At 71.4% G+C, this 22,491-nt stretch carries 23 protein-coding genes; 7 read left to right on the top strand and 16 right to left on the bottom strand.

Features of this window, described 5'->3' with window-relative positions:
- Positions 1-19: 19 nt before the first annotated feature.
- From K1T35_RS08055 to K1T35_RS08045, 3 genes are all read right to left on the bottom strand, one after another.
- Entirely contained in the window at positions 20-1,525 is a 1,506-nt protein-coding gene (locus K1T35_RS08055) for a tripartite tricarboxylate transporter permease (RefSeq protein WP_220259531.1), read from the bottom strand.
- A gap of 163 nt (positions 1,526-1,688) precedes the next feature.
- Positions 1,689-2,171, bottom strand: a complete 483-nt coding sequence (locus K1T35_RS08050) for a tripartite tricarboxylate transporter TctB family protein (protein WP_220259530.1) — start codon at positions 2,169-2,171, stop codon at positions 1,689-1,691.
- A 70-nt stretch (positions 2,172-2,241) separates the two neighbouring features.
- Positions 2,242-3,255, bottom strand: a complete 1,014-nt coding sequence (locus K1T35_RS08045; protein WP_220259529.1) for a tripartite tricarboxylate transporter substrate binding protein — start codon at positions 3,253-3,255, stop codon at positions 2,242-2,244.
- 154 nt (positions 3,256-3,409) lie between these two features.
- Between K1T35_RS08045 and K1T35_RS08040 the strand changes: the two genes are divergently transcribed.
- Complete coding sequence (locus K1T35_RS08040) at positions 3,410-4,357, top strand: 2-hydroxyacid dehydrogenase (RefSeq protein WP_220259528.1); 948 nt, start codon at positions 3,410-3,412, stop codon at positions 4,355-4,357.
- Between the two features lie 27 nt (positions 4,358-4,384).
- Here K1T35_RS08040 and K1T35_RS08035 read toward each other — a convergent pair whose 3' ends face one another.
- From K1T35_RS08035 to K1T35_RS08015, 5 genes are all read right to left on the bottom strand, one after another.
- Positions 4,385-5,827 carry a hypothetical protein gene (locus K1T35_RS08035; RefSeq protein ID WP_220259527.1) on the bottom strand — a complete coding sequence of 481 codons (1,443 nt, stop codon included), beginning with the start codon at positions 5,825-5,827 and terminating at the stop codon, positions 4,385-4,387.
- A gap of 258 nt (positions 5,828-6,085) precedes the next feature.
- Positions 6,086-6,376 carry a hypothetical protein gene (locus tag K1T35_RS08030; protein WP_220259526.1) on the bottom strand — a complete coding sequence of 97 codons (291 nt, stop codon included), beginning with the start codon at positions 6,374-6,376 and terminating at the stop codon, positions 6,086-6,088.
- 5 nt (positions 6,377-6,381) lie between these two features.
- Positions 6,382-7,689, bottom strand: coding sequence for an ABC transporter permease (locus K1T35_RS08025; protein ID WP_220259525.1), 1,308 nt, complete (start codon positions 7,687-7,689; stop codon positions 6,382-6,384).
- A complete protein-coding gene (locus K1T35_RS08020) occupies positions 7,686-8,378 on the bottom strand; it encodes an ABC transporter ATP-binding protein (RefSeq protein ID WP_220259524.1) in 693 nt (230 codons plus the stop codon). The genes K1T35_RS08025 and K1T35_RS08020 overlap by 4 nt, the downstream gene beginning before the upstream one ends.
- Positions 8,378-10,126 (bottom strand): biotin/lipoyl-binding protein, encoded by a 1,749-nt coding sequence (locus K1T35_RS08015; RefSeq protein ID WP_220259523.1) that lies wholly within the window; start codon positions 10,124-10,126, stop codon positions 8,378-8,380. Before K1T35_RS08015 ends, K1T35_RS08020 begins: the two co-directional genes overlap by 1 nt.
- Positions 10,127-10,425: 299 nt before the next feature.
- Here K1T35_RS08015 and K1T35_RS08010 point away from each other — a divergent pair, with 299 nt between their 5' ends.
- The 4 genes from K1T35_RS08010 to K1T35_RS07995 all read left to right on the top strand — a co-directional run bounded on the left by K1T35_RS08010 (position 10,426) and on the right by K1T35_RS07995 (position 12,986).
- On the top strand, positions 10,426-11,919 hold the full coding sequence (locus tag K1T35_RS08010) for a DUF222 domain-containing protein (RefSeq protein ID WP_220259522.1): 1,494 nt from the start codon (positions 10,426-10,428) through the stop codon (positions 11,917-11,919).
- Positions 11,916-12,230 carry a hypothetical protein gene (locus K1T35_RS08005; protein WP_220259521.1) on the top strand — a complete coding sequence of 105 codons (315 nt, stop codon included), beginning with the start codon at positions 11,916-11,918 and terminating at the stop codon, positions 12,228-12,230. The genes K1T35_RS08010 and K1T35_RS08005 overlap by 4 nt, the downstream gene beginning before the upstream one ends.
- Positions 12,231-12,291: 61 nt before the next feature.
- The gene (locus tag K1T35_RS08000) at positions 12,292-12,468 is read left to right on the top strand and encodes a hypothetical protein (protein WP_220259520.1); all 177 of its coding nucleotides are present in this window, start codon (positions 12,292-12,294) and stop codon (positions 12,466-12,468) included.
- A 47-nt stretch (positions 12,469-12,515) separates the two neighbouring features.
- Positions 12,516-12,986, top strand: a complete 471-nt coding sequence (locus K1T35_RS07995; protein ID WP_255621694.1) for an NUDIX hydrolase — start codon at positions 12,516-12,518, stop codon at positions 12,984-12,986.
- A 53-nt stretch (positions 12,987-13,039) separates the two neighbouring features.
- On the opposite strand, the gene K1T35_RS07990 is transcribed toward K1T35_RS07995, so the two are convergent.
- Positions 13,040-13,261 (bottom strand): hypothetical protein, encoded by a 222-nt coding sequence (locus K1T35_RS07990; RefSeq protein ID WP_220259519.1) that lies wholly within the window; start codon positions 13,259-13,261, stop codon positions 13,040-13,042.
- A gap of 29 nt (positions 13,262-13,290) precedes the next feature.
- Here K1T35_RS07990 and K1T35_RS07985 point away from each other — a divergent pair, with 29 nt between their 5' ends.
- Together K1T35_RS07985 and K1T35_RS07980 are read left to right on the top strand one after the other, a co-directional pair.
- On the top strand, positions 13,291-13,623 hold the full coding sequence (locus K1T35_RS07985) for an alpha/beta fold hydrolase (RefSeq protein ID WP_220259518.1): 333 nt from the start codon (positions 13,291-13,293) through the stop codon (positions 13,621-13,623).
- A 170-nt stretch (positions 13,624-13,793) separates the two neighbouring features.
- Positions 13,794-14,192 carry a VOC family protein gene (locus K1T35_RS07980; protein WP_220259517.1) on the top strand — a complete coding sequence of 133 codons (399 nt, stop codon included), beginning with the start codon at positions 13,794-13,796 and terminating at the stop codon, positions 14,190-14,192.
- A 129-nt stretch (positions 14,193-14,321) separates the two neighbouring features.
- On the opposite strand, the gene K1T35_RS07975 is transcribed toward K1T35_RS07980, so the two are convergent.
- From K1T35_RS07975 to larE, 7 genes are read right to left on the bottom strand one after another with little or no spacing between them, the layout of a single operon-like run.
- The gene (locus K1T35_RS07975; RefSeq protein WP_220259516.1) at positions 14,322-16,124 is read right to left on the bottom strand and encodes an IlvD/Edd family dehydratase; all 1,803 of its coding nucleotides are present in this window, start codon (positions 16,122-16,124) and stop codon (positions 14,322-14,324) included.
- An 11-nt stretch (positions 16,125-16,135) separates the two neighbouring features.
- Positions 16,136-16,924 carry an SDR family NAD(P)-dependent oxidoreductase gene (locus K1T35_RS07970; RefSeq protein ID WP_220259515.1) on the bottom strand — a complete coding sequence of 263 codons (789 nt, stop codon included), beginning with the start codon at positions 16,922-16,924 and terminating at the stop codon, positions 16,136-16,138.
- Positions 16,900-18,432 carry a UxaA family hydrolase gene (locus K1T35_RS07965; protein WP_220259514.1) on the bottom strand — a complete coding sequence of 511 codons (1,533 nt, stop codon included), beginning with the start codon at positions 18,430-18,432 and terminating at the stop codon, positions 16,900-16,902. The genes K1T35_RS07970 and K1T35_RS07965 overlap by 25 nt, the downstream gene beginning before the upstream one ends.
- Before the next feature lie 33 nt (positions 18,433-18,465).
- Positions 18,466-19,833 (bottom strand): DUF362 domain-containing protein, encoded by a 1,368-nt coding sequence (locus K1T35_RS07960; protein ID WP_220259513.1) that lies wholly within the window; start codon positions 19,831-19,833, stop codon positions 18,466-18,468.
- Positions 19,834-19,873: 40 nt separating this feature from the next.
- On the bottom strand, positions 19,874-20,992 hold the full coding sequence (larC, locus tag K1T35_RS07955; RefSeq protein ID WP_255621693.1) for a nickel pincer cofactor biosynthesis protein LarC: 1,119 nt from the start codon (positions 20,990-20,992) through the stop codon (positions 19,874-19,876).
- Positions 20,989-21,657: a nickel pincer cofactor biosynthesis protein LarB gene (larB, locus tag K1T35_RS07950; RefSeq protein WP_220259512.1), complete on the bottom strand. Its 669-nt coding sequence runs from the start codon at positions 21,655-21,657 to the stop codon at positions 20,989-20,991. Before larB ends, larC begins: the two co-directional genes overlap by 4 nt.
- Positions 21,654-22,481: an ATP-dependent sacrificial sulfur transferase LarE gene (larE, locus tag K1T35_RS07945; RefSeq protein ID WP_255621692.1), complete on the bottom strand. Its 828-nt coding sequence runs from the start codon at positions 22,479-22,481 to the stop codon at positions 21,654-21,656. Before larE ends, larB begins: the two co-directional genes overlap by 4 nt.
- Positions 22,482-22,491: the final 10 nt, after the last annotated feature.

Below are 22,491 nucleotides of genomic sequence, written 5' to 3'. Positions count from 1 at the left end.
TGGGGGATCGTGGTACCCATCACCCGGATGCGTCAACCGGACGTCGGCGCCGCACCAGCCCGCGCAGGAGCGGATAGACGAGCACCAGAACGGTCACGACGAGCAGCACGGCGCTGATCGGCCTGGTCAGGAACTGGGTGAGGTCCCAGTTCGTCTTGATCACGCTCTGCATGAAGTTCTTCTCGACGATCGGCCCCAGCACGAGCCCCAACACCACCGGTGCCAGCGGAAACCCCGAGCGCTCCAGCAGGTAGCCGAGCACCCCGAGCGTGAGCATGATCACGATCTCGAGGTAGCCGTTGTTGATCGAGAACGAGCCGACGACGCAGAAAGCCACGATCACCGGCATCAGCACCGAGGTGGGCACCCGCAGGAGCCACGAGCTGCCCCTGATCGCGAGATACCCGAGCGGGACCAGCAGCAGGTTGGCCAGGATGAAGATCAGGTAGACCCCGTAGAGCAGCGGGGCGTCGGTGTTGAACAGCTCGGGACCGGGCTGGACTCCCTTCACCAGCAGCACGCCGAGCAGGATCGCGGTGATCGTGTCGCCCGGGATGCCGAACACCAGCGTCGGGACGTACGCCGAGGCCAGCGCCGCGTTGTTGGCCGAACCCGCCGACACGATCGGCTCGACGTGGCCCTCCCCCTTGCCGAAGAGGTGCCGTTCCTTCGAGGCGTTCTTCGTGGCGGCGTAGGAGACCCACGCGGCGATGTCACCGCCTGCGCCGGGCAGCGCCCCGATCACGCTGCCGATGGCGTTTCCGCTGACCATGCCACGCCAGTACCGCCGGAGGGTGTGGACGGTCTCGCGGAACATGCCCTGCGTGCGCAGCTTGATGACCTCCACCGGCCCGCTCGGCCTCAGTGCGTTCCGCAGTACCTCCGACAGGCCGAAGAGCCCGATCATCGCCGGGATGAAGCTGATCCCCTGCAGCAGGTCGGTGCTGCCGAACGTGAATCGGGCGTATCCCAGCGCGATGTCGATCCCGACGGTGGAGAGCAGCAGCCCGATGAGGAGCGAGATCGCGCCCTTGACCTGCGACCCCTGAGAGATGATCACCGAGGCGGTCAGGCCGAGCACCGCCACCCAGAAGTACTCGTACGAGGTGAACAGCAGGGCGAACTCCGCGAGGAGCGGCGCCGCCACCATGAGCACGACCGCGCCGGCGATCCCGCCGATCACCGAGCCGAGCAGCGCCACGCCGAGCGCTCGCGCCCCGTGGCCGGCCCGGGTCTGCAGGTAGGCGTCCTCGGTGTAGGCCGCGCTCGCGGGCGTGCCCGGCATGCGAACGAGCGCCGACGGCAGGTCGCCCGCGAAGATCGCCATCGCGGACATCGTGATGACCGCGGCCATGGCCGGCAGCGGATCGAGGAAGAACACGAACGGCACCAGCAGCGCCGTCGCCAGCGTCGCCGAGAGCCCGGGAATGGCCCCGATGAACAGGCCGTACACCGCCGAGGCGAGCACCACGAGGATGAGGGTGGGGTCGGCGAGCATCCCCAGCGCCGTCGCGAGGTCCCCCACTAGTGCCCCCCGCCGGAAGTCCGTTGGGTAAGTCGGTGGATCCAGGTTCTCGCTGGCCGCGCCGGACGGCGGGCCTCGTACTGGACGTACTCGGCCCGCCGGCCGGTGCGGCCAGCGTGGACCTGGGCCGCCGAATTATTCGGCGGACTTCCGGCGGGGGGCACTAGCCGAAGAGCCCTTCCGGGAGCGGGACGAGCAGCAGCTCCTCGAACACCAGGAAGATGAACCCGGTGGTGGCCGCCGCGGCGAGCGCCGCGACCAGCGGGCGGGCCCCGAGCAGCCACATGAGCAGGAACAGCAGGACGCCCATCGTCACGATGAAGCCGAGCGTCTCGGCCAGCAGCAGGTAGCAGACGACGAGACCGAGCACGGCAAGCGCACGCAACCTGCCCTGCGCGGTGACACCCGCATCGGGGTCGGCCGACGGCTCGCCCCTGCCCAGCACCGCGCTCACGACGAGCACCAGCCCGAAGAGCACGAGCAGCGAGCCGACGATGCCGGGGAAGAGCGCGGGCCCTGGCTGACCGTCCGGGAGCTCGGGGAACGTGCGGACGTGCAGCACGACGGCCGCGCCGAGAGCGGCGGCCAGCAACCCGCCGACGAGGTCGTGGCGCCACGGGACGGACGCGGGCTCTCCGGTCGTCACGGGACCTCCCTAGCGCTCGTCGGCCCCGTGACGGGTCGTGCTGTGTTGAATGGTGACCTCGCAAGCTCGGTCACGTGGCGAGCCCCGCGGCTCGCATGATCTCGCCCTTCTCGGCGTCCTGCGCCGCGAGGTACGCGCCGAAGTCCTGCGCGTTGCGCCACACGATCCCGAAGCCCGCCGTGCCCATGAACTCCTCGTAGGCGGGGCTGTGCACGATCCCGTCGAGGTGACAGCTCAGCTCACCCACCACGTCCTCCGGCAGGCCCTCCGGCCCGGCGATGCCGCGCCATGCGGCCATCGTGAAGTCGATGCCCTGCTCGCGCAGCGTCGGCACGTCCGGGAAGTTCGGCAGTCGCTCCTCGGCCATGACGGCGAGGGCCTTGGCCCGCCCGGCCTCGATCATCGTCTTGTTCTCGACGAGGCTCGCCGTGGAGACGTGGACGCCGCCCGCCACCAGCTCCTGCAGCGCCGGTGCCGCACCCTCGCTGGGAACCCAGCGGATCGCGTCGGCGGGCAGCCCCGCGTCGAGCAGCATCCCGGCCCGCGCGAGGTCCCAGATCCCGCCCCGCCCGGTGCCGGACGCCGTGGTCGCCCCCGGCTGCGCCCTTGCCTCGGCGAGCAGCTGCGACACGTCGGCCCACGGCGCGTCGCTCCGCACCGTGACGCCCGCCGGGTCGGAGTTGACCTGCCCGATCGGCGTGAGCTGCTCGTACGTGAGCTCCGTGAGGCCCTGCCAGTGCATCATGGTGATCTCGACGGTGGCCATTCCGATCGTCGTACCGTCGGGCCGGGCCGTGGCGATGGCACTGTGCCCCACCACCCCGCCGCCGCCCGTCCGGTTGACGACGTTGACCTGCGTGCCGAGCCGCTCGGCCAGCTGCGTGCCGATGAACCGGGCGACGCTGTCGGTGCCACCGCCCGCCGCCCACGGCACGATCAGCTCGATCGGGCGGCTCGGGAAGTCATCGGACGTATCGCATGGGGACGCAGGCGCGTTCGAGCTCGCACCTCCCCCACAGGCCGCCAGCACCAGACTCAGCGCAACCGGCAGGACGGTGAGGCGGAGGCGACGGGTCAGCGACATGGGTGACAGCTCCAGTCCACGGTGACGGTGCGTGTCGCATGATGGACATCCGTCGCAGAGCCGGTCAATCACCATCTGCGGCTACCAGTATTCGCGATCCGGATAGTCCGGGCCGGTGCCGCTCCGGACCCCGGCGTTTAGCAGAGTTGAGGTCATGACCCGTCCGACCGTCCTGATGCCAAGCCCCATGCACGACGTCGTCGTCGACGGCTGCGAGGAACGTTTCGAGCTCATCCGCCTCTGGGAGGCCGCCGACCGCGACGCGCTGCTCACCGAGCGCGGCCCCGAGGTCCGCGGCCTCGCGCTGGGCGGACACGCGCGCGTCGACGCCGCCCTGCTCGACAGGCTCCCGAACCTGCAGATCGTCGCGAACTTCGGCGTCGGCTACGACAGCGTCGACGTGGACGCGGCCACCGAGCGCGGGGTGATCGTCACCAACTCCCCCGGCGTGCTGGACGACGAGGTCGCCGACACCGCGCTCGCGCTGCTCCTGATGACGGTGCGCGAGCTGGGGCAGGCCGAGCGGTACCTGCGCGCGGGGCGGTGGGCGGCCGAGGGGCCCTACCCGCTCACGGACCTGACCATGACCGGTCGCAAGCTGGGCATCCTCGGGCTAGGCCGGATCGGCGAGGCGATCGCGAAGCGGGCCGAGACCTTCCGGATGACCGTCGGCTACCACAACCGCAGCCGGAAGGACGCCCCGTACCGCTACTACCCGTCGCTCCTGGAGATGGCGCGCGACGTCGACACGCTGCTGGTCGTCGTGCCGGGCAACGCCGCCACCCGCCACCTCGTTGGCGCCGAGGTGCTGGAGGCGCTCGGTCCGGACGGCGTGCTCGTCAACATCGGGCGCGGCACGGTTGTGGACGAGGCCGCGCTCATCGGGGCGTTGAAGACGCGCACGATCCGAGCGGCGGGCCTCGACGTCTACGAGGACGAGCCGAACGTCCCGCAGGAGCTGATCGACCTCGACAACGCCGTCCTGCTCCCCCACGTCGGGTCGGCGAGCAAGGCCACGCGGCGTGCGATGGGGCAGCTGGTGATCGACAACCTGACGAGCTGGTTCGCCGAGGGCCGCGCCCTCACCCCGGTCAACGGCTGACCTCGGTCGTGCGGCCTGGCGGCCGCACTACTGGCCGCCACGCCCCTGCTGCTCGACGCACCTCTTCACGCTGGGGTCGTAGACGAAGCCGTCGTTACACACCGGTCGATTGCCCGCTGGGGCGGGCCTGGTCCTGCCCTGCTTCTGCTTGGCCTGCTCAGCCTTCTCCCGCTTCGCCTGCTCGGCCTTCTCGCGCTTGGCCTGCTCGGCCTTCTCCCGCTTGGCCTGCTCGGCCTTCTCCCGCTTGGCCTGCTCGGCCTTCTCCCGCTTGGCCTGCTCGGCCTTCTCCCGCTTGGCCTGCTCGGCCTTCTCCCGCTTGGCCTGCTCGGCCTTCTCCCGCTCGGCCTGCTCAGCCTTCTCCCGCTCGGCCTGCTCAGCCCTCTCCCGCTTGGCCTGCTCGGCCTTCTCCCGCTTGGCCTGCTCGGCCTTCTCCCGCTTGGCCTGCTCGGCCTTCTCCCGCTTGGCCTGCTCAGCCTTCTCCCGCTCGGCCTGCTCAGCCCTCTCCCGCTCCGCCGCCTCAGCCTTCTCCCGCTCCGCCTTCTCCCGCTCGGCCTGCTCGGCCTCCTCCCGCGCCGCCTGCTCGGCCCTCTCGCGCTCGGCCGCTTCGACCTTCTCCCGCTCGGCCGCTTCGGCCCTCTCCCGCGCCGCCTTCTCCCGCTCGGCCTGCTCAGCCTTCTCCCGCGCCGCCTGCTCGGCCCTCTCGCGCTCGGCCGCTTCGACCTTCTCCCGCTCGGCCGCTTCGGCCCTCTCCCGCGCCGCCTGCTCGGCCCTCTCGCGCTGAGCCGCCTCGGCCTTCTCCCGCGCGGCCCGCTCAGCCCTCTCCTGTCTCGCCTGCTCGGCCTTCTCCTCGGCCCTCTCCCGCGCCGCCTGCTCGGCCCTCTCCCGCTCCGCCGCCTCAGCCTTCTCCCGCTCCGCCTTCTCCCGTTCGGCCCGCTCCGCCTTCTCCTGCCTCGCCTGCTCGGCCTTCTCCTCGGCCCTCTCGCGCTCAGCCGCCTCGGCCTTCTCCCGCGCGGCCCGCTCAGCCCTCTCCTGCTTGGCCTGCTCCCGCTCGGCGACCTCCTCGGCCCGGGCGCAGCCGCTGCCGCTGTCGGTTGACCGACTGATCCGAACCATGCCGTTCGGGCAGGAATCCGGGTCGATCTCGTTCTGGGGCGGCGCGGGGCTCTGCTCGGTTTCGGCGTTCTGCCCGAGCGATGGACCTGCCGGAACCTCGCGCGGATGATCCTGAGAGTCCTCGGCGTCGGCTAGCCGATCGTTCGGTGAACGCGGCTCGGCCGCTGCAGCCACCGGCGGATTGAGGTCCTGCTCGGGGCGTGGGGTCTCCAGGAAGGACGCGATCACCACACCACTGCTACAAGCGACGGCGACGCCGACGAGGGTGGCCATGACCCGACGGCCGGTCTTCGTGCCGCGCCCCGTGGCCCAGCCGAGCATGTACTGGTGCCGCCGATGCCTAGGCCGTGTGTGCATCACGCCTCCCCGAGGTCACGCTGGTCACGACGTGCCCGGGAGGACAACGAGCGACCGACCGTTGGGTGCACCCCTCCCAGGAAATGCGAGCCATGCCCCTCCCGCACGACGCGACCGTGCCGCCGACTTCCAGTCTGCGACAGGCAACGCACGGATGTCACGAACCGAGTGGCGCTGCTCTGCCAGCCACCCGCACACGCCTCGGGCCCAGACGTGTGTGCGGAATCGCGGTCGTGTGTTCGGGCCACCGCACTCAATTCAACCCTCTCCGCCCTGCGGCCCGGCTCGGCGCACGCCGCCACCCTCGGCCGGCGATACGACCTGATTCCCGGCTCCCGGCCCGCCGGTGACCGTGGTCGGTGCGTTCCCGCCGCCGACGGCGCGCTGGGTCAGGACGCCGCCCGCGAACCCGAGCACGACCAGCAGCGCGGCCACCAGCGCGAGGGTGAGCCTGCTGGCCTGCTTCGGTCGGTCCCAACCCGCTTCGAACAGATCCTCGTACGGATCGTCAAGAGGCTCGTCGGGCGGCAGGGATTCCATCGGCTCCATCGACTTCATTCGTATCGGAGGGCGGTGATCGGGCTCATGGCCGCGGCCTTGTTCGCGGGGTAGAAGCCGAAGAACAGCCCGATCGCCACGGACACGGCGAAGGCGAGCACCACCGAGAACGGGGCGACGACGAGCTGGAAACCGCCGATCGAGAGCGAGCCGACCGAGACCCCGATGGCGATGCCGAGCAGGCCACCGGCGACGGAGAGCATCGTGGCCTCGAGCAGGAACTGCCCGACGATGTCGCCTCTCTGCGCGCCGACCGCTTTCCGGATGCCGATCTCGCGGGTCCGCTCGGTGACGGTGACGAGCATGATGTTCATGACGCCGATGCCGCCGACCAGCAACGAGATGCCGGCCACCGCTCCGAGCAGCAGCGTGAAGGTCGCGTTGACCTCCGACACCGCCTCGAGGATCGACGTGGGGCTGGAGATCGAGAAGTCCGGGACCTCCGTGCCGTGGCGCGCGTTCAGGATGGCGGTGACCTCGGCTGTCGCCACCGGGACCCCCTCCGCCGACACGGCCTTCACCGAGATGCTGGAGAGCGGCCCGTAGCCGGTGAGCGTGTCCTGCACCGCCGTCATCGGCGCGATCACGCGGTCGTCCTGGTCCTGCGGGCCGCTGCTGCCCTTGGCGGCCAGCAGGCCCACCACCTGGAACGCCACGCCGTTCAGCTGGATCGACTGCCTGACGATCGCCCGGCCGTCACCCCCGGCCAGCGCGGCGGCGACCGTGATACCGACCAGCGCCACCCGGGTGCGCGCGACGTAGTCGGAGTCGCTGATCGGAACGCCCGCCTGCACCGTGTCGTCGACGTTGGTGAGGTAGCTCGGGGTGGTGCCGGTCAGGGTCGCGACCTCGTGCGACGCGCCCTCGTACGTCGCCGTCACCGAGCTCGCCGTCACCACCGGCGCCACCGAAGCGACGGTCGGGGCCAGCTCGGGGTCGACGAGCGCCTCGGCGTCCTCGAGGGTCAGCAGCGCCTCGCGGATCTCGGTGCCGCGGTCGTCCTCCGTAAGCTGGGCGGCGGGCCCCACCGGGCGGGGTCCGCCGCCCCCGAGGAAACCGCCCCCGATGCGGATGCCCCCACCGCGGCCACCCGAGCCCTGACCGGTCTCCGGCGTGATCGTCAGCGTGTTGCTGCCCAGCGCGCTGATCGACGCCGTGGTGGCGGCGCTCGCCCCGGTGCCCGCCGCCACGAGGACGATGACCGCGGCGACGCCGATGACGATCCCCGACATCGTCAGCGCCGAGCGCATCTTGTTCGCCAGCACCCCGGCCACGGCGAACTGCAGGCTCTGCCCCAGGTTCACGACGCCACCACGCGATCGTCGGAGACGATCCGGCCGTCCTTCATGTGCAGGACCCGCTTCGCGCGCCGCGCGACCTGCTCCTCGTGGGTGATGACCACGAGGGTCCGGCCGTCGGCGTTGAGATCGCCGAAGAGCGCGAGCACCTCGTCGGTGCTGCGGCTGTCGAGCGCCCCGGTCGGCTCGTCGGCGAGCAGCAGGACGGGATCGGTCGCGATCGCCCGTGCGATCGCCACCCGCTGCTGCTGCCCGCCGGACAGCTCCGACGGGCGGTGGTGCAACCGATCGCCGAGCCCCACCTGCTCGAGCGCCCGCAGCGCCCTGCTGCGCCGCTCCGGCGTGCGGACGCGGGCGTAGGCCATCGGCAGCTCCACGTTGCGCAGGGCCGTTGTCCGCGGGATCAGGTTGAACGACTGGAAGACGAACCCGATCTTCCGGTTGCGGATCAAGGCCTGCCTGCGCTCGTCGAGCCGCCGGGTATCCACGCCGTCGAGCGCGTAGCGGCCCCTGGTCGGGAGGTCGAGGCAGCCGATGATGTTCATCAGCGTCGACTTCCCGGAGCCCGACGCACCCATCACCGCGACGTAGTCGCCGCGCTCGACGACGAGGTCGACCCCGTCCACGGCGCGCACCACCGTGTCACCGCTCCCGTAGATCTTCGCGACGTCCCGCAGCTCGATGACCGGCCGCATCACCGACCACCGCCCGTCCTGGGGAAGCCGGCGCCGGAGCCACCGGTCACGACGTTCTGCGACGGCAGCACCAGCACGTCACCCTCGGAAACCCCGCTGACGATCTCGGTCTCGGCGGGGCCGGACACCCCGATCCGCACGGGCACGACGGTGTCGACGCCGTTGCGGCGCACCGTCACCGTGCTCTGGTTGCCGGTCGTCGTGATCGCCTGCGTCGGCGCCTTCAGCACCCCGGTGGCGGTGCCCGTGGTGACCGACACGTTGGCCGTTGCGCCGACCCCGACGCCGGGTGGAGCGGTCTCCAGCGAGATCGTGACCGGGTAGAGCACGACGTCGTTCGACACCGTGCTCTGCGGGTCCTTGCGGGTGACCGTGCCGGTCGCCGTGGTCTCGGTCGCCGGGAACGAGATGGTCGCCTGCTGGCCCAGCTGGAGCTTCGCCGCGTCGGCCTCCGGGATCTCCGCGGTCACGGCGAGCTCGCTGAAGTTGGCGATGACGATGAACCCGTCGCCCGCCGAGGTCGCGGAATCCGACGCCGCCGAGTCGCCGCTGTTGCCGTTGTCATCGTCGGACGACCCCGAGCCGTTGTCCGAGTCCTGCCCGCCTGCCGACTCGCCCACCTCGCCGTTCACGGCGAGCACGACGCCGGCCTGCGGCGCGTTCAACGCCGTCTTCTCGACGCCGCGCCGGGCCGTGTCCACGTCGACCTGCGCGCTGTCCACCGAGGCCTGTGCCTGCGCGATCTCCTCGGGCGTCTTGGGGTGCAGGTTCGCCTCGGCGGCGAGCTTGGCCGCCGTGACGTCGCCTTCCGCCTTCGTCACGGCCTGCTTGTTGGTCTCGACCGTCGTCTCGCCGGTCAGCAGGGTCTCCGCCCGGGTCTGCTCGGCCTCCGTGACGGCCTGCCTGCGCTGGTCGAGGGTCGACTCGCGGGTCTGCTCGGCGGTGGTGATCGCCTGCCGGTCGGCCAGCAGCACCGAGTCGCGGGTGTTCTTCGCGTTCTTCGTGGCGAGCTTCGCCGAGGTGCAGCTGGTGGACGCGGAATCCTCGCCGTCCTCCGTGAGTGAGCTCGTGCCGGAGCACGCCGCCTGCTCCTCCGCCTCGGCCTGCTCGACGAGGGTCTTCTGGGTCTTGGTGTCGGCTTCGAGCTTCTCCTCGGCGTTCTCGACGGCCGTAGCGGTGGCCTTGTCGTCGTTCGCCAGCTCGGTCTTCGCGTTGTCGATGGCGCTCTTGGTCGAGACCCGGTCGAGCTCCAGCTGCTTCTGCGCCGCGGTGACCGCGGCACGGGCGTTGTCGAGGGCCTGCTCGGCCTGGGTGATCCCGAGCTGGTCCTGCTGCCTCAGCACGTCGGTCGGCCCGGCCTTGGCCTGGTCGAGCACCGCCTGCGCGCTCGCGAGCTGGGCCTCGGCGGTGCGCAGTTCGGCCTGCGCGGCGGCGTCGTCGATCGTGGCCAGTGGCTGGCCGAGCGTGACGGCGTCGCCCGGCTCGACCAGCACCGAGGTGACGGTGCCCGGCCCCTCGAAGCTGACCGGCGTACGCAGCGACGACTCGGCGTTGCCGCTCCCGGTGACGAGCGCCGTCACGTCGCCACGCGTCACCGTCGCCGTGCGGGCGACCGGTGCCTCCCCGCCCGGGTTCGTGATCACCAGGACGGTCGCCACGATCGCCACGGCCAGCAGCAGGAGCAGTCCGAGGTTCAGCCGGTGCGCGCGAGCCCACGCCCACACCGCCGAGAGGTTCCGGTCGCCCACTCTCGCCATGGTTTCCTTCCGTCGACCAAACACTCCATACATTTATTGGAATGCGCTTGGAGACGGCTGTGAGAATGCTATGAGTCGCCTCTTCGTGCACCGCTAAATGCGAAGATAGCGGGTGCCAGAAACCGATTGCGACGGGGCCGATCGCGCGTTCGGCACGTGCGCGGCCTGCAAGGCGCCCGAACGCCTCGCGCCAGCATGGCCATCATCGGCCGTTGGGCTCTTCGAGTGAAAGCCAACCAGGTCAACCGGAAACGCCCAGGAATGTCAGGGGTCGAACGTAGGTTCGACGCATGGCAGGAGTGGCGGAACTCGTGGACCGGGCGGTGGCACTACCGCCCGGTCCGGAGCTGTCCGCCGTCCTGGACGCGCTGCCTCGGGACAAGGTCCCGAACGTCCGCCTGGTCGAGGTGGCCCGGGCCCGGGCCCGGCAGCTGGCCCATGACCAGGCGGAACTGTTCGCCGACCTGGTGGAGATCGCCCACGCGGTCACCGTCGCCGACCTGCCCGGCAACCGAGCCGAGGCGGTGGCGCGGGCCGCGGAGCAGTTCGAGTGGGCCTCCCACGAGATCGCCGCCGGACTCACCTGGACCCCCACCGCCACCGACCGGGAACTCGGGTTCGCCACCGCCCTGGTCGAACGCCTACCGCTGGTCCACGAATCCCTCCAGCACGGCCACATCGACCGCGGCAAGGCACGGGTCTTCGTCGAATACCTCGACCCGGCGAACGGTGACCTCACCGACCAGCAGAGCCGGCGGCTCTGCGAGAAATTCGTGCCGCAAGCGCCGGGATTGACCACCAAACAGCTCTCGGACCGGCTGTACCGGGCGCTGCACGCGATCGACCCCGACCTGCGCCGCCGCCGATACGAGCGCGCCGTGCAAGGCCGAGGCGTAGCGCTGTACCTCGACCCGCGCACCGGCACCGCCACCCTGGTCGGGAACGGACTCCCACCCGACGAAGCGGCCGCCGCGGGCCAGCGGATCGACCGGCTCGTAGAAGCCACCAAACGGGCCGGGCACCCAGCACGACGGGCACAGATCAGCGCCGACATCTACCTCGGAATGCTCAACGGCACCTTCCACGGCCTCACCGAGAACGACATCATCAACCGGCTCCTGGCCACCCAACGACCCGAAGACGGCCCCGACATCGACCATCCCGACGACCACCCCGCAGCCGAGGCCGCTGCCACAGCTGCCGCCCCGGCGGGCGAGAACGCCGAGCGGTGGACCGGAGACCGGGTCGCCACCCGCGAGGGCATCGAGATCCGAGTCGGGCTCGCCACCCTCGCCGGGCTCGACGACCGGCCCGGCGAGATCCCCGGCCTCGGACCCGTCGGTGCCCACCTCGCCCGCACCGCCGTCGCCGCCCAACGGCGGGGGCGTCCTGGAAGTTCGCCATCGTCGACACCGACGGCCACCTTCTGCTCGCCGGACCGCTCCGGCGCCGCCCCCGCACCTCCACGCGAGCTCTTCCGGTGCGGGGCGGGATCGTCGAGCTTCACCTCACCCTCGACGAGCTCGGCGGCTACGGCACCGACCCGGTCCTCGGCGACTGGGACGGGCTGCTGGCCGAGATCGCCGACGCCTGGGCCGACCGCGACGAGCTCCGCCGGCGACTGGCCGCCAACCCGCAGGCGCGGTTCGCGCGCGGCCGGCTCGCCGACCACATCCGCATCCGCGACCGCAACTGCTGCGGCCCGGGCTGCACCCGCCCGGCACGGCGCAGCGACCTCGACCACACCCGCGACCACGCCCGCGGCGGCGAAACCGTCGAGGTGAACATCGGCCCCGCCTGCAAGCGTCACCATCCGGACAAGGATCGGCACTGGTCCCTGGCCCAACCCCAGCCCGGGCTGTTCCTGTGGATCAGTCCGCTCGGGCGCATCTACGTCACAAAGGGCGAACCGGTCCGCCCCGACCTACCCGACCCGGACCCCGCCCCACACCCGCACGACGAAACCACCGCCGACGTCGACCAACGCCTGCGCAAGGTCGACCCGCGAATCCTGGAACGACCCGAGGCCGACCCGCCCCGCCCAGCACCACCACCGAAACCCGAACCTCCACCGGACGAGCAGCCGCCGTTCTGAGCGGGTCGTCGCGGCCGACCGGCCGATCGTCGCCGGGAGTGACGGGCACCACAATCACGCGATGTCGACCTTCGTCCTCGTCCCCGGCGGCTTCGTCGAGGGCTCGCACTGGCGTGAGGTCGCGAACCGGTTGCGGAAGGCCGGGTATCGCGTCGAGGCGATCGAGCAGTCACCGAGCGCCGGTCACGACCCGGCGGCGCTCGGTGACCTGGCACCCACCGCATCGCCCTCGCGGTAACGTCCGTGGAGATGATGTCGCCCAGTCGACGCCCTGAGGCACGGCCGGTGGAGCAGTACGTGGCGGGCCTGGCCCGCAAGGCCATGGCCGCAGGCATGCTGTTCCGCGACCGGGCGGATCGGATACTGCTGGTCGAGCCGTCCTACAAGCCGAACTGGGAGATCCCGGGCGGCGTGGTGGAGGCCGACGAGTCCCCGTGGGCGGCGGCGACGCGCGAGCTGGCCGAGGAACTGGGCTGGGACGTCCCGTTGGGGCGGCTGCTGGTGGTGGACCACGTGCGTCCGCAGGACTCGCGCCCCGAGGGTCTGCGGTTCGTCTTCGACGGCGGCGTGCTGGACGATGCCGATCTGGTGGGAACGGTGTTCCCGGACGCCGAGATCCTCTCCGCCGGATTCCACACGTTGGCGCAGGCCAGGAGCAAGGTCAAACCGCTCCTGGCCGATCGCATCGCCGCGGCGCTGGTGGCCGTGGAGCAGGGCGTGACCGTGTTGTGCGAGGAGGGACGGCGCGTTGCCTGACCAGGCGGCGCTGTCCCCACCCTCACAAACGTGCGTACCCACGCACGAGCAGGTCAGTGGTTGCCTCGCGGCAGCCCCTTCGACGCCACGCGCTGGTAGGCCACTGCCGGCTTGAGCACCATGCCCGCCGACAGCTGGTCCACCATGCCCCGCTGGATCTCCTGCCACGGCGTCTGCGACGCGGGCATCGGGTAGCCGCCCCCGTCATCCAGCCGACGACGCCGCTCGGCGAGCTCCGCCTCGGGCGCAGCGGGGGCAGTCGGCGATGGAAGCATGGGCAGCTGCGGGACCGCAAGCCACATGGGTGACGGCGCACGACGATGGCACGCTCAGAGCCGTCGACGATCTAGAGCTGGTCCGGCAGAAGCTGTGCGCCGACGTCGACCCCCAGCACGCCTATCCCTACCTGCGCCGCTTCATGCCGGCTTCCCTCGCCAGCGGTACCGCGCCCAGCACCGCACCCGACCGCGGCCACCCCACGACCTACATCATCTGCGAGCAGGACCAGGCCTTCTCCCCCGCTGCCCGGGAGCAGTTGGCGGCTGTCGTCGACCATCGTCACCGGCTCCCCTCGTCGCATCTACCGATGATGTCGATGCCTGACGAGCTCGCCGATCTCCTTGATCGGGTCCAATGAGGCGCAGCGCGTTGAGATCAACTCGAGGGCCTGATTCGCGGAAGTACCCGTGATCAGCAGGATCCTTGCAAATCGGTGGCCGCCGGGCGATCCGCTCAGATCTTGCCAAGACCACCTCGTTGTCCGATTCATTCACGACCGCCACTGCCCAGCCGGCTTACTGTCCCGCCATGTCTGTGCTGACCTCGGCAGTCGTCCAGATCTTCGCCAAGGATGTCCGACGCTCGATCGAGTTCTACCGCCTGCTGGGCCTGACGGTTCCGGAGCCGGGTACGCCGGACCCGCACGTCGGCGTCGAGCTTCCGGGCGGCAACCGGCTGTCGATCGACGCCGAGGAGACCATCACGGGCATGCATCCGGAGTGGAGCCCTCCCGACACCGCCGGCCGGGTCGCGCTCGCGTTCGGACTCGGCTCGCCCGCCGAGGTCGACGCGATGTTCGATCAGCTCACAGCGGCGGGGCACGCCGGCCCGCTGCCGCCCTACGACGCGCCGTGGGGACAGCGCTACGCCACCGTCCTCGACCCGGACGGCAACATCGTGGACCTGTTCGCCCCGCTCACCGTTTGAGTCGGGCGAAGACGAGCTCGACCTCTGGTCCGAGCGGGTACTCGATGCCGCCACACTGGACGACATGTTTCCGCTGATCAGGTGTGAGTGGATACGCGCGCTGCAGCACGCGTATCCACCCAGGGGTGGTCAGTGGTTGTCCCGCGGCAACCCCTTCGACGCCACGCGCTGGTAGGCCACTGCGGGCTTGAGCACCATGCCCGCGGAGAGCTGGTCCACCATGCCCCGCTGGATCTCCTGCCACGGCGTCTGCGACGCGGGCATCGGGTAGCCGCCCGCGTCATCCAACCGACGACGCCGCTCGGCGAGCTCCGCCTCGGGCACGAGCATGTCGGCCGTGCCGGTGTTCAGGTCGATGCGCACGTGGTCGCCGGTCTGCAGGATCGCCAGGCCGCCGCCTGCCGCAGCCTCCGGGGAGGCGTTGAGGATCGACGGCGAGCCGGACGTGCCGGACTGGCGCCCGTCGCCGATGCACGGCAGCGCGTGCACGCCCCGCTTGATCAGCTCCGCGGGTGGCTGCATGTTCACGACCTCGGCCGCGCCCGGGTAGCCGAGCGGGCCCGCGCCGCGCATGAACAGCAGGCAGTCCTCGTCGATCTTGAGGTCGGGGTCCTCGATGCGGTGGTGGTAGTCCTCGGGGCCGTCGAAGACGACCGCGCGGCCCTCCAGGACGTTCGGGTGCTCCGGGTCGGACAGGTAGCGCTCCCGGAACTCCGTCGAGATCACGCTCGTCTTCATGATCGCGCACTCGAAGAGGTTGCCCTTCAGCACGAGGAACCCGGCGTCGTCCTGCATGGCGTTGTCGAAGGTGCGGATCACATCGCGGTCGGTGGCCACGGTGTCGCGGCAGTTCTCACCGATCGTGCGCCCGTTGACGGTGTGGGCGCCCTCCCGGATGAGGCCGTGCGCCATCAGCTCGTTCACGACGGCGGGCACGCCGCCTGCCCGGTAGAACTCCTCGCCGAGGTACTTACCGGCGGGCTGCAGGTCGACGATCAGCGGGACCTCGAGGCCGAGGCGCTGCCAGTCGTCCATCGGCAGGTCGACGCCCATGTGCCGGGCGACGGCTGTGATGTGGATCGGCGCGTTGGTGGAGCCGCCGATCGCCGAGTTCACGATGACCGCGTTCTCGAAGGCCTCGCGCGTCATGACGTCGGACGGCTTGAGGTCCTCGTGCACCATCTCGACGATCCGCCGCCCCGTCAGGTAGGCGTTGCGGGCGCGGTCGCGGTGCGGCGCCGGGATCGCCGACGAGCCGGGAAGGCTCATCCCCAGCGCCTCGGCGAGCGCGTTCATCGTGGACGCGGTGCCCATGGTGTTGCAGTGCCCCGGCGACGGCGCCGACGAGGCGACCATCTCGACGAACTCGGCCTGGTCGATCTCCTCGGCGGCCAGCATCTCGCGGGCCTTCCACACGATCGTTCCGGAGCCGGTCCGCTCGCCGTTGTACCAGCCGTTGAGCATGGGGCCGCCGGACAACACGATCGCCGGGATGTCGACGGTGGCCGCGGCCATCAGGCAGGCCGGGGTGGTCTTGTCGCAGCCGGTGGTGAGCACGACGCCGTCGAGCGGGTAGCCGTGCAGCACCTCGACCAGCCCCAGGTAGGCGAGGTTGCGGTCGATCGACGCGGTGGGCCGCTTGCCGGTCTCCTGGATCGGGTGCACCGGGAACTCGAACGCGATCGCGCCCATCTCCCGGATGCCCTCGCGCACCCGGTCGGCGAGCACGAGGTGGTGGCGGTTGCACGGCGAGAGGTCGGAGCCGGTCTGCGCGATCCCGATGATCGGCTTGCCGGACTGCAGCTCCTCGCGGGTGATGCCCCAGTTCATGTACCGCTCGATGTAGAGGGCGGTCATGCCGGGGTTCTCGGGGTTGTCGAACCACGCCTGGCTGCGCAGGCGCTTTCCGGCTGAACTGTTTGACGCAGTCACGATTCCTTCTTTCACGGGGTGAGCTGCCCGCCGTTGATCTCGATCACCTGACCGGTGACGTAACCGCTCATGGCGGGATCGGCGAGGAAGAGTACGGTGCCGACGCACTCGTCGGGTGTGCCCGACCGGCCCATGGGGATGCCGGACACCATCGCGGCCATCTGATCGTCGGACGTGTGCCGCTCGTGGAACGGCGTGACGATGATGCCGGGCGCGATGGCGTTCACCCGGATCCCGGTGCGCGCGACCTCCTTGGCGAGGCCCCGCGTGAAGGTGCTGACCGCGCCCTTCGCCGTGGCGTATGCGACCGACCCGCCCGCGCCACCAGTGCGTGCCGCCACCGACGTGAGGTTGACGATCGCGCCCGAGCCGTTGCGCTGCATCACGGGCACGGCCTGCCGGCATGCGGCGAACACCGAGCTCATGTTGAGGTCCATCACCCGCGCGAACTGCTCGTCGGTCATCTCCGTGACCGGCATCCGCCCGAGCAGGTCACCGGCGTTGTTGACCAGGACGTCGAGCCGCCCGTGCCGCGCCGCGACCTCGTCGACGAGCCGGGCGGCCTCCGCGGGCCGCGCGAGGTCGGCCGAGACGACCGATGCCTGCCCGCCGGCCTCCTGGATGGAGCCCGCGACCTTCTCCGCGCCCTCGCGGTTGTGCCCGTAGTGCACGACGACGTGGGCGCCGAGGCGGCCGAACCCCTCGGCGACGGCGGCGCCGATCCCGCTGCCTGCGCCCGTGACCAGTACGACCTGACCGGAGAAGTCCAGCATCGTCACATCACCGCGCCGAGCTGCCACGGCACGAACTCCTCCTGCCCGAAGCCCAGCTCCTCGCTGAACGTCTTGCGCCCGGACGCCGTGTCGAGGATGAACTGGAACAGCCGCTCCCCCACGGCCTGCACCGACTCACCCTCGGAGAGGATCACGCCGCAGTTGACGTCCATGTCGCCGGACATCCGCTCGTACATCTCGGTGTTGGTGGCCAGCTTGATGCTGGGCGTCGGCTTGGTGCCGAGCACGGAGCCGCGCCCCGTGGTGAAGCACATGACGGTGGCCCCGCCCGCCACGATCCCGGTAACCGACACCGGGTCGTAGCCGGGCGTGTCCATGAACGTGAAGCCCTTGGCGGTGACCCGCTCGGCGTACTTGTAGACGCCCGTGAGGTTCGTCGTGCCGCCCTTCGCGACGGCGCCGAGCGACTTCTCGAGGATCGTGGTGAGCCCGCCCGCCTTGTTGCCCGGCGACGGGTTGTTGTCCATCGACCCGTTGTTCTTGGCGGTGTACTCCTCCCACCACTTGATCCGCTCGACGAGCTTCTCGGCGATCTCCGGGCTGACCGCGCGCCGGGTGAGCAGGTGCTCGGCGCCGTAGATCTCCGGGGTCTCGCCGAGCACGGCGGTGCCGCCGTGGCGCACCAGGATGTCGACGGCCGCGCCGAGCGCGGGGTTGGCGGTGATGCCGGAGTAGGCATCGGAGCCGCCGCAGTTGAGCCCGAGCACGAGCTCGCTGACCGGGACGGTCTGGCGGCTCACCTCGTTGGCCTGCGGCAGCATCGCCTTCAACGCCTCGACGCCCGCCCGGACGGTGGCGACCGTGCCGCCCTGCTCCTGGATCGTCATGGTGGCGACGGGCCGGGACGGGTCGAGCCGCCAGCCCTCCGACACACCGCGGATCTGGTTGACCTCGCAGCCGAGGCCGAGCATGAGGAACCCGGCGAAGTTGGGGTGCTCGGCATAGCCGGCGAGCGTGCGGCGCAGCACCGCGATGCCCTCGCCGTCGTCGGCCATGCCGCAGCCGGTGCCGTGGGTGAGCGCCACGACACCGTCGACGTTCGGGAACTCGTCGAGCAGTCCGGGCCGCCGGAACTGGTCGGCGATCATCTTCGCGGCCGTGGCCGAGCAGTTCACCGACGTGAGGATGCCCAGGTAGTTGCGCGTGGCGACCTTGCCGTCGGGCCGCACGATCCCCTGGAACGTGGCGCGCTCGGCCTCGGGCACGAACCGCGTCTCGGTGACGTCGGCGCCCACGGCGTAGTCCCGCTCGAACGCCCGGAACTCGACGTTGTGGGTGTGCACGTGGTCGCCGGGCGCGATCGGCACGGTCGCGAACCCGATGATCTGGTTGTACTTGCGGACCGGCTCGCCCTCGGCGATCCCGGCGACGGCGACCTTGTGGCCGCGCGGGATGGCGCGCCGTGCCGGGACGCCGCCCACCACCGTGCCCTCGGGTATCTCGCGGGCGGCGACCACCACGTTGTCGGCGGCGTGCAGGCGCACGCCGAGATCGTCGGTGGACGGTGCGGTCATCGGTTCTCCCCTGTGGTGGATGAGGGCGTCAGTTCAGTTCCAGGGCTTGAGCTGTCCGTCGTCGCCGAACTCCATCGGGACGGCGTCGCCGGTGGTCTCGAGGTCTTGGTGGGCGTCGACGGCATCCCGCAGCGACTCCGACACGAGCAGGTGCTCGAGGTCGAGGGTGTTGCGCATGCGCACGAGCGTGACGGCGCCGACGTCCGCCACCCCGCAGGTGGCGATGGCGGCCGCGATCGTGTCGCGGTCGGTGGCGAAGGCCATCGGGATCTGTGCGCGCTGGGGGCCACCGAGGCCCGAGGTCATCGCGTTGATGTAGACGCTGCGCAGATCGATCCGCTCGAGCAGGCGGAACGGCACGAAGTCGGCGAGCCCGAGGCCGACGGCGTTGCCGTGGGAGGCGTCGCTGACGTCGAGCACCGCGATGTTGCGGATGCGCGGGCGCTCGAACTCGGCGCTGCCGCGGATCATCATGCGGCCGATGACATTCGTGTCCATGCCGGCGCCGGAGTAGTTCTTGCCCATCTCGTCGATCACCGCGACGTCGATGTCGTCGAACGGCAGCGTGGCCATCCGGCGCTTGGCGTCGGCGAGGAGCGCGGTCTCGGCGGGTCCGGCGATCTCCGGAGCGTCCAGGAGTTCGATGCGGGCGGCCCGGTCATAGGCGTTCTCGACGATCGCAAGGCCGCCGAGCACCTTGCCGGTGTCGACGATCCGGCGCGCCACCCGCGGGAGCCAGACCGCCAGGTTGGCCGGGCCGAACCGGTGGATGCCCTCCGCGCCCCGCTGCTTGCCCAGCCCGATGGCGATGATCTTGGTGAGGCCGCTCTCGATGTCGCCCTGGAAGTCGGTGTGCGCCTTGATCCGGTTGACCGCGAGGATGCCGTCCGCCTTCGCGGCGTTGGCGTCGAGGTGCACGGCCGGGCCGTCGGGCAGCCGGTCGATCTCGACGGTCTCCATCGTGGCGCGGATCGGCATGCCGAGGCTCTCCTCGGTCATCCCGAGATCGGCGAGCAGCTCCACCTGGCCTTCCGCGGTGGCGCCGCCGTGCGAGCCCATCGCCGGCACCACGAACGGCTCGGCGCCCGCCGCGCGCAGCCACTCCCCGGCCGCGCGCACCACAGCGGGCTTGTCGTGGATGCCGCGGCTGCCCGCGGTGATCGCCACGGTCATACCGGGGCGGATCCGCGCCCGCATTGGCTCGAGGGCCTGCGCGGTGGCGGCGGCGACGTCGGCCACCTGCTGGGGATCGAACCGCTGCCGCACCGGCAGCAGCCGGGGGAACGGCACGTCGTACGTCAGGTTCCGGACGGCTTCGAACGGACCGAGATGCGTGCTCACGACAACCCCCTTGTGCGCGGCCTGCCACCCGAGGCTATGTGCGGCCGCCCACCAGGTCAACGCAACTCCTCTGATGTGTGAGCAGTCAAACGTCCGATGTCTAGGAAGGCTGCTCCAACGCTCGGCGGGCCACATCCCTCAGCGGGAGGTCGAGGGCCGCCGCGGCCACCGCCACGTCGTCGTGCTCGGGCTTCACACCCCACGGTCCGTGTTTGAGCCGGATCGGGTGACCCTCGACGTCCACGGTGGTCGTGTGCCGGGGCAGCGCGGCGCGGTCGACCGGTGTGCGGCGCAGGCCGAGGCTCCCGGTTTCGGCGAGCATGATCCGCTCGCAGCCGGCCGCCCGCTCCGGAGCCACCAGGACGTGGACGGTGTGGGCGGGCCTGCCCTTCTTCATCACGATCGGCGAGAGCCACGCGTCCGCGGCACCGGCGTCGAGCAGCCGTCCGACGAGGTGGCCGAGCACCTCGCCGGTGACGTCGTCGACGTTCGTCTCCAGCAGCAGCATCCGCTCGCCCTGCCCTGCGACGTCGCCGAGCAGGGCCTGCAGCACGTTCGCCCGGCCGGCCGGGTCGCGCCCCCCCGCCCCGTATCCGACGCCACGCAGGGCCATCGCGGGCAGCGGTCCGAACCGTGCCCCGACCGCGAGCAGCAGGGCCGCGCCGGTGGGCGTCACGGTCTCCCCCTCGCCCGCGCCGACGACCGGGGCACCGGCCCGCGCCAGCAGCGCCGCGGTGGCCGGCGCGGGCACCGGCAGCACGCCGTGGCGGGTCACGACCGTGCCCGAGCCCAGCGTGAGCGGCCCGCAGTGCACCTCGCTGACGCCGAGGAGGTCGAAGGCGGCGGCCACTCCGACCGTGTCGACGACGGTGTCCAGCCCGCCGATCTCGTGCAGGTGCACCCGAGCCGGGTCGATGCCGTGGATCCCCGCCTCCACCTCGGCGATCTCGCGCACGGCGCGCGCGGCGACCGGTACATCGGCGACCCGCGCGAGCAGCTCGGCCGCATGCCGTTCGGTGGCCGTGTCGGTGACCTCGACAACCGCCCGGGTGGCCCCGATCCCACCCCGCGTGACGCGCTCGGCCCGCAGCTCCCAGCCGTCGAGCCCGGTGCTCGCCACCGCGGCCCGCACCCCGTCGATGGGCGCGCCGAGGTCGAGCAGCGCGCCCAGCAACATGTCGCCCGAGATCCCGCTGAAGGGGTTGAGCCAGAGGATCACCGAGCGACCCGCATCGCCATGCGATGGGCCGCGATCGCCGCCCCGAACCCGGAGTCGATGTTCACGACCACGACCCCCGCCGCGCAGGAGCTGAGCATCGCCAGCAGCGGCGTGACGCCCTCGAACACCGCGCCGTACCCGACGGAGGTGGGCACCGCGATGACCGGGCAGCCCACCAGTCCGCCGACCACGCTGGGCAGTGCGCCCTCCATGCCGGCCACGCAGATCACGGCGTCGGCCGCGGCGAGCCGCTCCTTCTCCGCGAGGAGCCGGTGCACGCCCGCCACCCCGACGTCGCGCACCTCGTCGACCTGCAGCCCGATCGCCGTCGCGACGGCCGCCGCCTCGGCAGCCACCGGCCAGTCCGACGTTCCGGCCGAGGCCACGACAACCCGGAACGGCCTGGGTGCCGCCGGTCGCCAGACCAGCAGGCGGGCCACCGGGTCATAGCCGCCGCCCTCGACAGCGGCCCGCACCTCGGCGGCGTCGTCAGCGGCGATGCGGCTGACCAGCACCGGGCCGTCGTTGCCCGCGAGCAGCGACCGCACCACGCCGACGATCTGCTCGACGGTCTTCCCCGGCCCGTACACCACCTCGGGGAGACCGAGCCGGGCCTCCCGGTCGGTGTCGGGACGCGCGTACCCGAGATCATCGAAACCCGTCATCGGGCGCTCGGCATCCCCAGGAGGACGTTCATGCGCCCGCTCGCGAACCCCTGCATGTCGAGCGCGCAGAACTCGAAGCCCGCGCCGCGGACGGCCCGGTCCAGCTCGGACCGCAGCTCGGCGGCCCGCGGCACGTCGTCGGCAGGCACCTCGACGCGCGCCACCGATCCGCCTCCGTGCGCGCGCACCCGGCAGACGCCGAAGCCGAGCTCGCGAACCGCCTCCTCCGCCAGCTCGATGCGGTGCAGCACCTCCGGCGTGACCGGGTCGCCGTACGCCACCCGCGAGGACAGGCACGCGGCGGCCGGCTTCTCGGCGGTGCCGAGCCCGAGCGCCGCGCTGACGCGGCGCACGTCGGCCTTGCCGAACCCGGCGTCGAGCAGCGGCGCGATCGCCCCGCGCGCGACGGCCGCGGCCTGGCCGGGCCGGTGGTCACCGAGGTCGTCGGTGTTGGTGCCGAGCGCGATCCGCGCCCCGGAGAGCGCCGCGAGCGGGGCCAGCGCGTCGAAGAGCGCGGACTTGCAGTGGTAGCAGCGGTCGCCGCCGTTGGCGACGTACTCCGGCCGGTCGAGCTCGTCCGTGGCGACCTCCACGTGAGCGATCCCGTGGGCCGTTGCGAACGCCCGCGCGGCCGCCCGCTCGCTGCGCGGCAGGCTTGCCGACACGGCCGTGACGGCAACAGCCCGGTCCCCGAGCTCCTGCGCCGCGACGGCCGCCACCAGCGCCGAGTCGACCCCGCCGGAGTAGGCGACCAACAGCCGCGGCTCGGCGCGTACCCGCTCCCGAAGCGCCGCCAGCTTCACCTCATCAGACGTCTCGACCACGCACCGCACT

Source organism: Pseudonocardia sp. DSM 110487 (assembly GCF_019468565.1).
Lineage (GTDB): Bacteria > Actinomycetota > Actinomycetes > Mycobacteriales > Pseudonocardiaceae > Pseudonocardia.
Note: the sequence above shows the minus strand (reverse complement) of the source record. Positions and strands in the feature narration are given on the sequence as shown.